The organism is Gaiella sp. (genome assembly GCF_057140465.1).
Genome location: NZ_DBNHWK010000073.1, coordinates 1 through 13,378 on the forward strand (window position 1 = coordinate 1; position 13,378 = coordinate 13,378).

General features: G+C 72.4%; 14 protein-coding genes and 1 pseudogene. 6 read left to right on the plus strand and 9 right to left on the minus strand.

The genetic code is table 11. The annotated features are described in order from the left end of the window. Positions 1-842 precede the first annotated feature (842 nt). On the plus strand, positions 843-1,661 hold the full coding sequence (locus AC162C_RS10885; protein WP_484097570.1) for a DUF998 domain-containing protein: 819 nt from the start codon (positions 843-845) through the stop codon (positions 1,659-1,661). 76 nt (positions 1,662-1,737) lie between these two features. Here the strand turns inward: AC162C_RS10885 and AC162C_RS10890 are convergent, their stop codons facing one another. The 5 genes from AC162C_RS10890 to AC162C_RS10910 form a co-directional block, all read right to left on the minus strand. Further along, positions 1,738-2,685, minus strand: a complete 948-nt coding sequence (locus tag AC162C_RS10890) for a polysaccharide deacetylase family protein (protein WP_484097571.1) — start codon at positions 2,683-2,685, stop codon at positions 1,738-1,740. 31 nt (positions 2,686-2,716) lie between these two features. Further along, on the minus strand, positions 2,717-3,844 hold the full coding sequence (locus tag AC162C_RS10895) for an aminotransferase-like domain-containing protein (protein ID WP_484097572.1): 1,128 nt from the start codon (positions 3,842-3,844) through the stop codon (positions 2,717-2,719). A gap of 136 nt (positions 3,845-3,980) precedes the next feature. Next, positions 3,981-4,649, minus strand: coding sequence for a cysteine hydrolase family protein (locus AC162C_RS10900; RefSeq protein WP_484097573.1), 669 nt, complete (start codon positions 4,647-4,649; stop codon positions 3,981-3,983). 319 nt (positions 4,650-4,968) lie between these two features. Next, positions 4,969-5,565 carry a class I SAM-dependent methyltransferase gene (locus AC162C_RS10905; protein ID WP_484097574.1) on the minus strand — a complete coding sequence of 199 codons (597 nt, stop codon included), beginning with the start codon at positions 5,563-5,565 and terminating at the stop codon, positions 4,969-4,971. 108 nt (positions 5,566-5,673) lie between these two features. Beyond that, positions 5,674-6,141, minus strand: a complete 468-nt coding sequence (locus tag AC162C_RS10910; protein WP_484097575.1) for a GNAT family N-acetyltransferase — start codon at positions 6,139-6,141, stop codon at positions 5,674-5,676. A gap of 197 nt (positions 6,142-6,338) precedes the next feature. Here AC162C_RS10910 and AC162C_RS10915 point away from each other — a divergent pair, with 197 nt between their 5' ends. Together AC162C_RS10915 and AC162C_RS10920 are read left to right on the plus strand one after the other, a co-directional pair. Then, on the plus strand, positions 6,339-6,839 hold the full coding sequence (locus tag AC162C_RS10915; RefSeq protein ID WP_484097590.1) for a nuclear transport factor 2 family protein: 501 nt from the start codon (positions 6,339-6,341) through the stop codon (positions 6,837-6,839). Between the two features lie 215 nt (positions 6,840-7,054). Next, positions 7,055-7,120, plus strand: a pseudogene (locus tag AC162C_RS10920) (hypothetical protein); the annotation flags it as partial. A 247-nt stretch (positions 7,121-7,367) separates the two neighbouring features. Here the strand turns inward: AC162C_RS10920 and AC162C_RS10925 are convergent. Then, positions 7,368-7,778 (minus strand): hypothetical protein, encoded by a 411-nt coding sequence (locus tag AC162C_RS10925; RefSeq protein WP_484097576.1) that lies wholly within the window; start codon positions 7,776-7,778, stop codon positions 7,368-7,370. Between the two features lie 90 nt (positions 7,779-7,868). Next, positions 7,869-8,252: a cupin domain-containing protein gene (locus tag AC162C_RS10930; protein WP_484097577.1), complete on the minus strand. Its 384-nt coding sequence runs from the start codon at positions 8,250-8,252 to the stop codon at positions 7,869-7,871. A gap of 139 nt (positions 8,253-8,391) precedes the next feature. Between AC162C_RS10930 and AC162C_RS10935 the strand changes: the two genes are divergently transcribed. The 3 genes from AC162C_RS10935 (at position 8,392) to AC162C_RS10945 (ending at position 11,977) form a co-directional block, all read left to right on the plus strand. Continuing rightward, entirely contained in the window at positions 8,392-9,402 is a 1,011-nt protein-coding gene (locus tag AC162C_RS10935; protein ID WP_484097578.1) for a 1-aminocyclopropane-1-carboxylate deaminase, read from the plus strand. A 263-nt stretch (positions 9,403-9,665) separates the two neighbouring features. Beyond that, on the plus strand, positions 9,666-10,922 hold the full coding sequence (locus tag AC162C_RS10940; RefSeq protein WP_484097579.1) for a murein hydrolase activator EnvC family protein: 1,257 nt from the start codon (positions 9,666-9,668) through the stop codon (positions 10,920-10,922). Between the two features lie 137 nt (positions 10,923-11,059). Next, positions 11,060-11,977: an alpha/beta hydrolase family protein gene (locus AC162C_RS10945; protein WP_484097580.1), complete on the plus strand. Its 918-nt coding sequence runs from the start codon at positions 11,060-11,062 to the stop codon at positions 11,975-11,977. Positions 11,978-12,518: 541 nt separating this feature from the next. Here AC162C_RS10945 and AC162C_RS10950 read toward each other — a convergent pair. Together AC162C_RS10950 and AC162C_RS10955 are read right to left on the minus strand one after the other, a co-directional pair. Further along, entirely contained in the window at positions 12,519-12,884 is a 366-nt protein-coding gene (locus AC162C_RS10950; RefSeq protein WP_462973943.1) for a cupin domain-containing protein, read from the minus strand. A gap of 158 nt (positions 12,885-13,042) precedes the next feature. After that, complete coding sequence (locus AC162C_RS10955) at positions 13,043-13,375, minus strand: hypothetical protein (RefSeq protein WP_484097581.1); 333 nt, start codon at positions 13,373-13,375, stop codon at positions 13,043-13,045. Positions 13,376-13,378 lie beyond the last annotated feature (3 nt).

Below are 13,378 nucleotides of genomic sequence, written 5' to 3' on the forward strand. Positions count from 1 at the left end.
CCCAGCCGTCGCGGCGGATGATCGCGTACATGTCCATCCTGGTCTCCTCTCGTTCGTGGTGGGCGCCGACGTCGCTCTCCGGTCACGTCGACTCGGGTCGCTGACATCGTCCGTGAGGCACCACGTGACAGTCAAGCGCCGAGCCGCGCCTCTCCCGGTCGCGTCGCCGGTATCGCCCCAGCACGGTTCTCGACCGCACCGGCATGACCTTCGAGGCACGGATGACGTACCGGGGGACGGGGTCGGCGCACGGGGAGCAGGCGTGCCTCCGGTCAGCGGAGACCGGCGCACTGCGATCGACCCTGGGCCGCCACGCGCTCCCTCCCTCGCGGGAGGTGCCGATGCGACCACGCACGGGGGCAGCGGAGGGGCTTCGTGGCGACCGCGAGCCCGTACGTGGTCAGCGCTCGAGTCTTCGGCTCGACGACGAGCAGCGCGTCGCGGCCTGCGCCCGTGTTGCGATAGGTGAGCGTGGTCCTCGTGGACCGTGTGCCGCCCCGTTGGAGCAGATCTGGTCGGGTGAGGGGCGGGGTGGCGTCCATCGTGCCCGCCCGGACGAGCGTCAGGGACGTCGCCTGGTCGGCCGTGACCCTGGCGGTGAACGTGTGCCCCCTCGGCAGCCAGGCGCGGTAGATGTCCCGCGGGTTCTCGGCGGCGTCGACTCTCCCGGTGACGCGGTTCGAGACCCGGGCGGGTGAGCGCGGGCGTGCCGTGGTACCCGCGCGCCTCCGATCGCCACGATGGCTGCGGCTTTTCTCACAGGAGGATCAGCACCGTCCCCGATGCGTTCCTTCACGGCGAGCGGGATCGTTGTAGTGAGGGCTCGCAGGAAGAGGATCGGAATGCCTACCGACGTGCTCGCGACGAACGCCTCGACGTGGGGCAGGAGCGACGCCACGGCAGCGAGAGCCCGCGGCGAAGGCCTCCTGGGGAAGGTGCTCCTTGCCTGCGGGGTCGCCTACGGGATCGCGTACGTCGTCTTCAACGACGCGATCGGGGCGACGATCTACGACGGGTACAGCCGCGTCGATCAGGCGATCAGTGAGCTGTCCTCGACGGACGCTCCGTCGAAGGCCCTGCTCACCGCCGCTCTCCCGCTCTTCAGCGTGCTCGTGATCGGCTTCGGGGTCGGCGTCCGGAAGGCTGCCGCAGGGAGCCGCGCGCTCCGCGTGACGGGGGCCGCCCTGATCGCGCAGGGGGTCGTGTTCCCCCTCTGGCTGCTGTTCCCGATGTCTTCTCGTGAGGTGCTGGTCGCCGAGGGAAGCGAGGCCGCGAACGACGTCGGCCACCTGGCGCTCAGCGCTGTCGCGGTCGCACTGATCCTGACCGAGATGGGGTTCGGCGCCCGGGCGCTCGGGTGGCGGTTCCGCGTGTTCACGATCGCGATGGCGGCAACGACGCTGATCTTCGGTGCGCTCACGGGGCTCCTCACGCAGGGCATCGAGACCGGCGATCCGACGAGGTGGATGGGGCTCGTCGAGCGTGTGTCCTACGGGGCGTGGCTGATGTGGATGGCGGTGCTGGCGATCGCGCTTCTCGGGCGTGACGGGACGCACGACGCACGACCCGCTGCCGATTCCGTGCCGGACGGCGCCGCCGGCCACGCTCGGAACCGGCCGACGCGAGCGCCTTTCACGACGGCCGCGGGCCCGAGCAGATGACCGCTCTCGTCACCGCGGCGAGCGTGCCCGCGCCGGTGGTCGCCGGCCCGAGACCGGCCGGCTCCAGCAGCACGCCCTAGACCCAGTTCGACGCGGGCTCCTGCTCGATGAAGCGGTTCGCGATGTCGATCCGCCGTGCGAACCAGACGTCGCCGAGCGACTGGCCGTACTCGATGAAGCGCGCCAGCGCGTCGGCGCGCGCGGGGTTCCCGGTGATGCGGGGGTGCAACCCGACCGACATCATGCGGGGTACGTCGTCGCCGTCGTTGCGCAGCCGGTCGAGGTGCGCCTTGGCCGTCTCCAGGAAGTGCTCGGGGCTTCCGTACCCCGTGCCGACGACGTAGCGCGCGTCGTTGACGACGAGGCCGTAGGGGACGACGAGGTGCGGGCGATCGAGGATCCGTGTCCAGTACGGGAGATCGTCGCCGTAGCAGTCCGAGTCGTAGACGAACCCGCCTTCCTCGACGACGAGCTCGCGGGTGTTGGTGCTCATCTCGCGGCAGTACCAGCCGAGCGGCCGTGAGCCGGTGGTCTCGGCGATCGACTCGACGGCCAGCCTGATCGCCTCCCGCTCCTCGTCGCGCGTCATCTCGAAGTGGTTGCTCCAGCGGTAGCCGTGGCCGGCCGCCTCGTCCCCGCGGCGGGCGAGCTTCTCGGCCACCGCCCGGTTCCGCTCGAGCGCGACCGCCGCCGCGAAGAACGTGACGGGGATGCCCGCCCCGTCGAAGATGCGGAACATCCGCCAGATCCCCGCCCGGGTGCCGTACTCGTACATCGACTCGACCGCCAGGTCGCGCTGCCCCTCGAGCGCGAACGGCAGCTCGTAGAGGATGTCGTTCTCGCCGTCACCCATCGCGAAGGTCTTCTCGGAGCCTTCCTCGTAGTTGACGACGATCTGCACCGCCACCTTCGCGTCGTGCTCCCAGCGCACGCGCGGCGGGTGCTCGCCGTAGCCGACGAGCTCGCGTGGCGGCCCGTCGACCGGGACGTCGGTGCGCATGAAGAAGCGAGAGTCGAGCGTCATGGGTGCCTCCGTGGCTGTCGTGGGTCGATGCTCACCGATCCAGCTCCTCCCGCACGAGCGCCGTCAGCCGCTCCGCACCGATCCGGACCTGGTCGACGGACGGGTAGCTGAACGCGAGCCGCGCCGTGTTGCGCCCGCGATCGCCGTGGAAGAACCCTCCGCCGGGGACGAACCGGACACCGACGTCGCGGGCCCGGCGGTCGAGCTCGACCGCGTCGATCGTCGCGGGCAGCTCGAGCCACAGGAAGTAGCCGCCGTCCGGGTGCGTCCAGGTCGCCTCGGGCGGCATCCGCGCGGCGAGCACGTCGAGCAGCATGTCCCGTCGGGGGCGCAGGAGGGTGCACAGGAACTCGAGGTGCGGATCGAGGTTGCCGGCCACCAGGAAGTCGTGCAGCTGGGCCTGGGGCAAGAGCGGGGGCGAGACGTACGTGCGCGTCGCGAGCGCCTCGAGCGGCCCGACGAGCGACTCGGGCACGACGAGGTATCCGACGCGGAGGCCCGGGGCGACCGACTTCGAGAACGACGACGAGAAGACGGCCAGGTCGTCGCCGCCCCGTGCGCGGAGGAGGTCGGCCACGTTCGGGAGCGCGTCCCCGTCGACGCGCAGCAGCCCGTAGGCGTCGTCCTCGAACACGAGCAGCTCGTGCTCCAGTGCCAGGTCGACGAGGTCGTGCCGCTGATCGATCGTCAGGCACGTGCCGGTCGGGTTGTGGAACGTGGGGAGGAGATACAGGAGCTTCGGCCGCGGCTGGCCCGCGGCGAGGCCGTGCAGCCGGTCGAGGTCGAGGCCGTCGCCGCCGCGGTCGACGGTGACGACGTCGGCGCCGATCGCCGAGAGCGAGTGGAGCATCCGGTCGTACGTCGGGGCCTCGACGATCGCGCGGCCTCCCGGGCGGAAGAGATGCTCGACGACGAGGTTCAGCCCGATCAGCGAGCCGGGCAGCACGAGCACGCGCCCCGGCGCGACACCGTGACGGTCTCCCAGCCACTCGCGGAGCGGCCCGTATCCGCCGGGCGGCCCGTAGTTGAGCGCGACCCGCCCGTCGCGCTCGACCGCCCGCCGCGCGCTCTCCGCGAGCAGCGCGACCGGGAACATGTCCGGCGAGGGGATGCCGCGGGCGAACGAGATCGTGTCCGCCTCCGGCAGCACACCCGTCACGGGCTCGCTCCCGCGCCCGGCCGCCCGACCCGTCGAGCGTCCCGTGCGCACGCATCGCCGACGAGCCAGGGCGAGGACCCCCACGGCGTCTCGACCCAGCGGCCCCGGGTGACCGGGCTCCGGTGCGACCTCGGCCTCACCGCGACCACACGGAGACGATCTCGTCGGCCGTCGCGAGGTCGAAGCGGTGGCGCATCAACAGCAGGGAGGCATCGTGCTGCGCGCGGTCGTCGCTGCCGACGCAGTCCTCGGCGATCACCACGTAGTAGTCGTTGAAGAGAGCGTCGCGGGCCGTCGACTCGACGCATCCCTCCGTCGTCGCGCCCGTCATCACGACCGACCTGATCCCGTTGCTCCGCAGCAGCATGTCGAGGTTCGTGCCCCAGAACCCGCTGGAGCGGTACTTCTTGACGACGAGGTCGCCCGGCTCCGGTGCGAGCTCGTCGACGATCGCCTGGCCCTCCGACCCGTCGAGCGTGTACTGCAGCGGCTCACCCTCGGCGTGGCTCGCGAGATGCAGCCTGAGGTTGAAGCGGATCTGGGCGGGAGACTCGCTCAACCGCCCGGGGAGCACGGTCATCTGCACGTAGATCACCGGCACGCCGGCGGCACGGGCCGCCGCGATCAGGCGTGCGAGCCGCGGGATCATCGGCGGGTACATCGAGAGGTCGACGCCGAGGCGATCGAACGCCCATCCGGCCGTGCAGAAGTCGCGCTGCATGTCGACGACGACGAGCGCCGTGTGCGAGGGGTCGACGAGCTCGTCGAGCTCCGTGAAGACCTGCTTCCCCTCGATCTCGATCATCGTCCACGCCTCCTCCGTACCGTTCGACCGCACCTGTCTGGGGGTCGCGGGCCCCGGAGATCATCGTCCCTTCGTGCTTCGCGTGCCGCGCCACCGTCCGAGCGACCGAGCCTCGCTCTCGCGACCTCCGGCCCGGACCGGTCGAGGCGATCGCGGCACCAACACTACGACGACGACCGGGCGGTCGGCAATCGCGCTCCCGAGGCGCGCGCGACGTCCGTCGTGGTGGCACCGGTCGTGGCTCTGCGCGCCCGACGAGGTCGCGTCGTGTGCGGTGCGGAGTCGCAGGCCGTGGGTCCGGTCCCGTCGGGGAGGAGGGTCAGGTGGCGCGCGGACGTGCGCTTCCCTGCACGAAGATGCCCCTTGCGAAGAGGCGCTCGAGCTCGAACTCCCGCTCGATCGTCTCGACACTGCGCCGGTTCCAGTGACAGCCGCCGGAGACGTGCCTCCACAGGGGCGTGGCCAGGTCTTGAAGCGCGCCGAGCGATCGCCTGTCCGAGCGGACGTGCTCGAGGAAGACGAATCGGCCGGTGTCCTTGAGCACCCGGCGGGCCTCCCTGACCGCGGCCTCCGGGTCGGGGATCGTGCACAGGCTGAGCGTGGAGACGACCGTGTCGAAGGCGTCGTCGTCGAAGGGCAGCAACTCGGCGCCCGCCTCGGTCAGCTCGACGGGGCATCGTGCGGCCTCCGCGACCCTTCGCGCCGCACGCCTGAGCATGTGTGGGTCGGGATCGACGCCGACGAGCTCGACCGCCTGGTCGTAGTAGGGCAGGTTGAGACCTGTCCCGACCCCGATCTCGAGCACCCGACCGACCGCCGGCCCGGCCGTCCGTGCCCGCTGACGGCGCAGGAACAGCACCTCTTGCGGCCACATGAACGCGTCGTAGACCGCGGCGACGACTCGATGCTCAGCCACCATCGCTCCTCACGTCGGTGCACCCACCATAGCTCCCGACACGCGGGCCCCTCCCGCAGCAGGCCCAGGACGCACGCCGGCGCCCGCTCGCCGAGAGGTGTGGACCGGTCACGCCCGGGGCGCGTACGCGACACGCTCGAACGGCCACTCCTCGGCCAGCCATCGCGACACCGCCCGCCAGAGGGCCACGTCGAGCCCGGCTCGGTCGGCACGCACCCAGGAGCGGGCCGCGGCGTCGTGATCGGCGTCCGGGTCACGGGCCGGATAGACGTACACGCAGCCGATCACGTCACCGTCAGCGGGGTCGAGAACCGTGTACGTGAACCCGGAGCGCCGCTCGAAGTCCTCGGCGTGTCGCTCGAGGTCGCGCAGGTTGTCGGCCGGCGTCATCGGGTGCGGCCACTCCTCCCACGGGAACCCGGGCGTCGACCGGATGTGCGGGATCGACGACGACCAGGCTGCGAAGTCGGCGTCGTTGTGCCGCGGGTCGAGGGGCTCGAGCACGAACGAGGCGGTTGCGAGCCCGCGGGGCGGCTCGAACGCGTCGGGGACGAACGGCGGCGGCGTCTCGTCCATCCGGCCACCGTACACCCCCGGCGGCCGCGTGCTTCGTGGCGCCGTCCGGCCCGTCGGCGCCGACGCTCGACGGCGGTGGTGGAGGCGCGGGTGTCCGTCAGGATCGGTAGTTCGTTGTAGGGGGTTTCAGGGGCTGCACCGAGGCGGTCGGGCACTGGCGGTGGCAGGCTCACGGGTGAGGAAAGGGGGTGGTCGTGATGTCGGTGACCCATGCGCCGGGAAGGCATGTCGGTCGGCCGCACGCGAACCCGTGGGTGGTCGCCGTGGTCGTGTTGGCTGCGGCGCTCGTCGGGGTGGGTGTGTGGGTGGTCGTCGATCAGACGCGGTCGTCGTCGACTGAGGGGCAGGCGTCCGCCGAGGTCGTGGCGATGCTCGAGGCTCGGGCGGAAGCGTTCAACGGTGGCGACGGCCGGGTGGCAGCCGCCTTCTACACCGAGGACGCCGTCATGGACGAGCAGGACATCGGCCTGGTGACCACGGGACGCGAGGCGATCGCGGCGCGCCTGCAGCTGCTGTACGCCCTGGGTCTTCGCATGGTTCCTGTCGGAACGCCGATCGAGGTCGGTCGGTTCGTGGCAGAGACGATGCGCTTTGCCGAGTTCGAGGGGACGGGAACCGGTGAGGGCGTGCTCGTGTTCCAGCTCGCCGACAACGGCAGGATCGAGCACCAGTGGGTGATCGGCGAGGCGCGCGAGTAGCCCGGCACGCGTTCGTGCGGCCACGTCGCCTGGGTCGACCACCAGCTCGTCCGGCTCATCGAACGTGGGCTCTCCCGCTACGCGGGCCTTCCCGCCGGCGACCACGTCCGGCTCCTCGACCTCGCCGGGACCTACCCGGTGCTCGAGCTCCACGTGCAGCCCGGCGACTGGGTCGCCAGCACACGCTCCGCGAGCTCGCGCCACGCGACGAGGGGATCGCGGTCCTCGGCGTCCAACCGTCGCAGGGCTCGTATCTCGGCGTGCCGAACGGGGAGACCGTCCTCCGGGCAGGCGACTCGTTGATCCTCTACGGCCGCCGCGCGGAGCTCGCAGCGCTCGATCAGCGTCGGGCCGGCCCCGAAGGCGATCGCGCCCACGCCAAGGGCGTGCGTCGTCAGAGCGAAGGCGCCCCCACCGCCCCGAACGACGCTCCCGGCGGGCCTGCCGAGGAGGAGCGCGAACGGGCACGACCCCCAGCGCGGCCCAAGCGCCTCGCCTCGCCCGCCGTGAGGGCGTCCGCCGGCGTCGCTAGCAGGAGGTGCCGAAGAGGTCGCGCACGACCGCCCGCGGCAGCGATGGGAAGCGGAGACAGGGCGGGTCGCTCCCCCGGCCGAGGCTCCGCCAGCGGAACGACGTGCGGGTCGCGCGACGGAACAGCGCATAGCCGTCGCCGACCTCGCCCGCGCGGACGCACACGGGCTTCGGGCGTACCGGCATGACGACGATCGCGTACCGGGGGTCGACGGTCGAGACGACGATGCGAACGCACGTCGACGAGAGCGCCCGTCCGGGCTTGTTGAAGGCGTCCATGACCGTGGCGCGCTCGAGATAGGTCGGGGCCCGAGCCGCCCCGCCGGCACCCGCCACCGTGACGACGAGCGCCAGGAGCCCGGCCGTCGTCACCACCGACGTCACGAGGACGGTCGCTCGCCGTCGCATCACCGGATCGTAGGAGGAGGCGACGACGGTGCCTCCCCGTCGTCGCGCCCCCGGCGCGCGACCGTGACCCCCGCCGGGATCAGCGAGGGGTCAGACGGTCGGCTGCCACGGGCCCTGCACGTAGGCGGCTTCCGCATCCCCGGGCCAGGACGGCATCGAGACGCAGACGAACGTGAGATCGGTGTCGGAGACGTTCCGGTACTGGAACGCGGTGCCGACGGGGACATCGATCGCGGTACCGGGGAGGAGCGGCGTGACACAGCTCTCGACGCCGTCGTCTCGCCAGATCTCGCCGTGCCCTGAGAGGACGAACCAGAACTCGCTCACCGTCGCGTGAACCGTTGCCCGGTTCACCTGGTGGGGCGGGACGGTGCTGTGGATCATGGTGCCGGTCTCCCTGTCCATCAGGAAGCGAATGTCCGCCCCTGCAGGTGACGTCGCATCGGGCCGGTCGGAAAGCGTCCTGGTGTTCATCTCGCGTCGTCCTCCTCGCGGTCGGAAGCAGTCGGCACATCGTCGCGCCCCGGAGCACGCTGTGCCCGGCGAGGACGATCGGCGACGCTCGTCGGAGGGGCAGGTCGACCGGGCGCGCCGGGGGTACGCTCCCGGGGCGATGCCGACACTCGAGGACTACCCCAGGGTCGAGCTGCTGTTCGGGCCGTCGCCGGTGCACCGGCTCGAGCGGCTCTCCGAGCACCTCGGCGGCGACGTCGACGTCTGGGCAAAGCGCGACGACTGCAACTCCGGCCTCGCCTACGGCGGCAACAAGGTGCGCAAGCTCGAGTACCTCGCCGCCGACGCGCTCCAGCAGGGCTGCGACACGCTCGTCTCGATCGGCGGCGTCCAGTCGAACCACACGCGGCAGGTGGCGGCGGTCGCCGCCCGGCTCGGCCTGGGCTGCGTGCTCGTCCAGGAGCACTGGGTGGAGTGGGACGACCCGGGCTACGAGCGGGTCGGCAACATCCTCCTCTCCCGGATCATGGGCGCCGACGTGCGGCTGTCGCCCGCAGGCTTCGACATCGGCTTCCGGCCGAGCTGGGAGGAGGCGATCGCGTCCGTGGAGGCCGCGGGCGGGACGCCCTACGCGATTCCCGCCGGCGCCTCCGACCACCCGCTCGGCGGGCACGGGTTCGCCCGCTGGGCGGACGAGGTGGTCGCGCAGGAGGCCGAGCTCGGGGTGTTCTTCGACACGATCGTCACCTGTACGGTCACCGGCTCGACACAGGCGGGGATGATCGCCGGCTTCGCCCGGCACGAGCGGCCGCGGCGCGTCGTCGGCATCGACGCCTCGGCGACGGTCGAGCAGACCCGCGAGCAGGTGACCCGGATCGCGCGTCGCACCGCAGCCGCCATCGGCCTCGACCGCGAGCTCGCCGACGAGGAGATCGTCGTCCTCGACGAGTGGCACGCGGGCACCTACGGCGTCCCCGACGAGAAGACGGTCGCCGCGATCGAGCTCTGTGCCCGCCTCGAGGGGGTGCTCACCGACCCGGTGTACGAGGGGAAGTCGATGGCGGCGCTCGTCGACCTCGTCCGCGACGGGCGCATCGCACCCGGGTCGACGGTGCTGTACGCCCACCTCGGAGGCCAGCCCGCGCTCAACGCCTACGCCGGCGCCTTCTGACCCGCACGGCACGGCGTCGGCTCGCTGTCGGGCCTCGACGGGCACGCCACCGTGGACGACGGGAGCCCGCCCGAGGAGACTCCCATCGTCCGCTTCCGATCGTGTCCTGCGTCTGCGCCGACGGTGCTGTCGGAGGCCGCGCCGCCCACCGGGCGAGGCGCTCACGATCGACCCGGCAGGCGCACGGATCGCCCGCACCCGACGGCCTGCCGCCCCCGGCGAAGCCGGCGGCGGCGGTGCTGGCACGTACCATGCTTTGAACCGTGGCCTCGTGGCGGACAACGATCTCACCCGGGCTGGCTCGACGGCTCCTGCTTGCGGTCGCCCTCTGCGCGACGCTGCTCGTGGTCGCCCCGGCCGGCGGCGACCCGGGCGACGAGAAGCAGCGGGTCGACGACCGCATCGGGGAGCTCCGCCAGAAGGCGGAGCAGGCGGAACAGGAGGAGGCGGTGCTCAGCTCCGAGATCTCGGCGGCGAGCGCACGTGTGCGCGACCTGCAAGGGCAGGTCGACGCCGAGCAGCGGCAGCTCGACGGGCTGGAGTCCCAGCTCGCGGCGGAGCGTGCGAACCTCACCCGTCTCAACGAGCTCTACGAGACCCAGACCACGCGGCTCGAGACGCTCCAGGCGGAGCACGCCTCCGCCGTCGTCCAGCTGGAGGAACGGGTACGCGAGATCTACATGCAGGACACGCCCGACGTCCTGTCGTTCGTCTTCGGCGCCACGTCGTTCGGCGACCTCCTCGACAACATCGAGCTGCTGAACGACATCGGCCGGCAGGATGCCCGCATCGTCGACCGCGTCGCAGACGGCGAACGGAAGACGAGGAACGCCCGCCGGGAGACCGCCGCCACGCGCGAGACGGTGCAGGAGACGACGCGGCTGCTCGCGCAGCGGGTCTCCGAGCAGCGCGCCGTCCGCGACCGCCTCGTCGCGGCCCGCAACGAGTTCGCGGCCGCGAACGAGGCCAGAGAGCGGACGCTCGCCCGCGTCCGCGCCGACCACGCCCACGACGCCGAGGAGCTCGACGTGCTCCAGGCGGAGAGCGCCGCACTCGCGGCGCAGATCAGGGCTGCCCAGGCGCCCGCGCCCGCAACCTCGCCGTCGACTGGGTCGGCGCCCGCCGCGCCGTCTCCGAGCAGCCCAGCGGTCTCGTCCTCGGGGTTCATCTTCCCCGTCTCCGGGCCGGTCGTGAGCGGCTTCGGCCCGCGCGGTGGTGCCATGCACGAAGGCATCGACATCATCGCCGCCTTCGGCACGCCGGTCGTCGCCTGCGCGTCCGGCACGGTGATCCGCTCCGACTACGGCCGTGGGTACGGAAACGTCGTCGTGATCGACCACGGAGGCGGCCTCACCACCACCTACGCGCACAACTCCTCACTCGTCGCCAGAGTGGGGCAGTCCGTCTCGCAGGGCCAGGTGATCGCCTACGTCGGCAGCACCGGCAACTCGAGCGGCCCGCACGTCCACCTCGAGTTCCGGATCAACGGGACCGCGGTCGACCCCTTCAACTACCTCTAGCGCGGCGCCCCGCCCCGGCCCAGGGGCGCCGACCGCGGAGCGCGCCGGCGACGCGAGGAGTCGGCACCGACGGTGGTGACCGAGCCGAACGCGGAGGCGCCTCGTGCCCGTGCGACGGACGCTACGCTGCTGCACTCGTGAGGTCGGCACCCCGGTTCGCGTCCCTCGCCGCCGCCGTGGCCGCCGCGCTGACGCTCGGCGCCTGCGGGGGAGCCACCGCCGACGACGCCGCCCTGCTCGCCTACGACACCACTGCGCCACTCGACGTGGTCGACCGGGGCGTGCTCGACGAGGGCTCCCCGATCGCCGTGCACGACGTGTCGTTCACCTCCGGCGACGACCGCGTCGAGGGATACCTCGCCGTGCCGCCCGGGGCGGGCCGGCGCCCGGCCGTCCTCTACCTGCATGCCGCCGGCAGCGACCGGTCGCAGCTCCTCGAGGCGGCGCTCTGGCTCGCCGCGCGCGGTGCGGTGACGATGACGATCACCGCGCCCTCGACGACCGACGCGCCACAGGAGCTGCCGCCGGAGGCCGCGCTCGCACGCTTCGGCGAGCGGGCCGTCGCCGACCTGGTCGCGGCGCGGCGGGCGCTCGACCTGCTCCAGGCCCGGCCCGACGTCGACGGCGAGCGGCTCGCGGTCGTCGGGTGGAGCGCCGGCGGCCGGGCGGCTGCGACGGTCTCCGGGGTCGACGGCCGTGTGCGGGCCGCGGTACTGCTCGCGCCGGGGGCGGTGCCGGTCTCCGAGTACGTCGCCGCGGCGCCGCCGGAACTGCAGGACGCGGTCGAGGAGACGATGCGCCGGATCGACCCCTTCTCGGCGCTCGCCGGCACGACGGCGGACGTGCTCGTGCAGGCCGGCCGCCGCGACGACGTGGTGCCGTCGACCGCGATCGAGGCGCTCGTCGCCGCCGCCCCGGAGGGAAGCACAGAGCTCCGGTGGTACGACGCCGGGCACGCCCTCGACGACACCGCCTATCGCGAGCACCTCGACTGGCTCTCCGAGAGGCTCCCCGTCGACGGCCCCGTCGTCGTCGGCGCCGCGACCGGCCCCTAGAGACTCGGCCGGGACCTGCGCAGCTCCCCGCGGTCACGGCTCTCGAGCCCGACGCCGCCGAACGGCTCGCCACCGCCCACCCGGGCGGCGTCGTCCGCGGCCCGTGTTCCGCCACTCCCAGAAAAAGTTCGCGGCCCCGGCGTGGCCTGGAGCGCCAGGCGCCCCGCCCGGGGGGCCGCGAATCTCGCGCGTGTTGTCGCACATCCGGCGACTCCTGCCATCAGGGGTTTCCCGCAGATCTCCACCTCCCGGCATCCGCGTCGCAGCTCGCCGTCGGGCACCTGCCGCGCAGACCCGGCACACGGTGACGTCTCCGTCCGCGCGTCATCCGTGCCCCGTGGGACGACGTGAGCCGTTCCGGCCTCGACCCTGACCGGCACGTGGTGCGTCTCCGTCGGCGACGCAGCGAGCCGTCGAGCGCTCGACGGGCGTGAGGGGTGCCCGCTCGCCGCGAGCCCGGTAGCCGGAGACCGGGCCGCACGAGGCGGAGAGCCCGCCGGTGCGGGCTCTCCGTACACCGATCGGGCTGCGGGGCTTGCGCCTACGCTGACTTCGCGTAGGCCGCCATCCCCGTGACGTCGTAGAGGATGCAGGCCTCGTCGCCGACCGTCCACGCGTCGTGCCCGGGGGGCATGTAGAAGACGTCGCCGACCGCGTACTCGACCTCCGAGCCGTCGTCCATCTGCACGACCATCCGGCCCTGCACGACGACGCCCGTGTGCGCGGACTGGCACGAATCGGTGCCGGCGATCGGCTTCACGTGGGACGACCAGCGCCACCCCGGCTCGAAGACGCCGCGCCCGATCTGCGTCCCCCCGACGGTGACGAGGTCGAGACGACCCGTTCCGTCGACGAACGCCCGCGTCTCCTCCGGGCTCTCGAACCGCTTCTGCTCCAACGCTGCCATCTCGTCCTCCTGTGTCGAGTGGTTGAACTGCGCCCCTGGCGATCCTACCGCCCGGCTCGTCCGGGCCCCGCTCGTCGAGCGTGTGTCGCGATCGACCCGTCTCGGCGCGGTCGACACCGGTCACGATGGCCCGCCGCGAGGCCGACCTCGGCCTCTGTCTAGGACATGTCCACCTGGAGGACGACCTCGAACGTGTCGACGCTCGCGCGGCTGCCCTCGCTCGGCTCGGGCGACATCTCGTTCAACGCCGCGTCCGCGCGCCGCATGTCGTCCTCGGTCTCGGTGAACACCATCGTCAGGCCGGTTCCGTTCGCGCGGTCGACGAGCTCCATCACCCGCGTCACGCTCTCGGCCAGCGTCCGTACCTGCGGCGGGGCGCCGTCGGGGAGGTTGCCGGAGCGTGCCGCCTCCATCTGGCGCTTCCGCTCCGCCACCTGCTCGTCGATGTGGTCGAGGTCGAGCCCCTCGAACCGGGCAACGCGTACGTACATGAC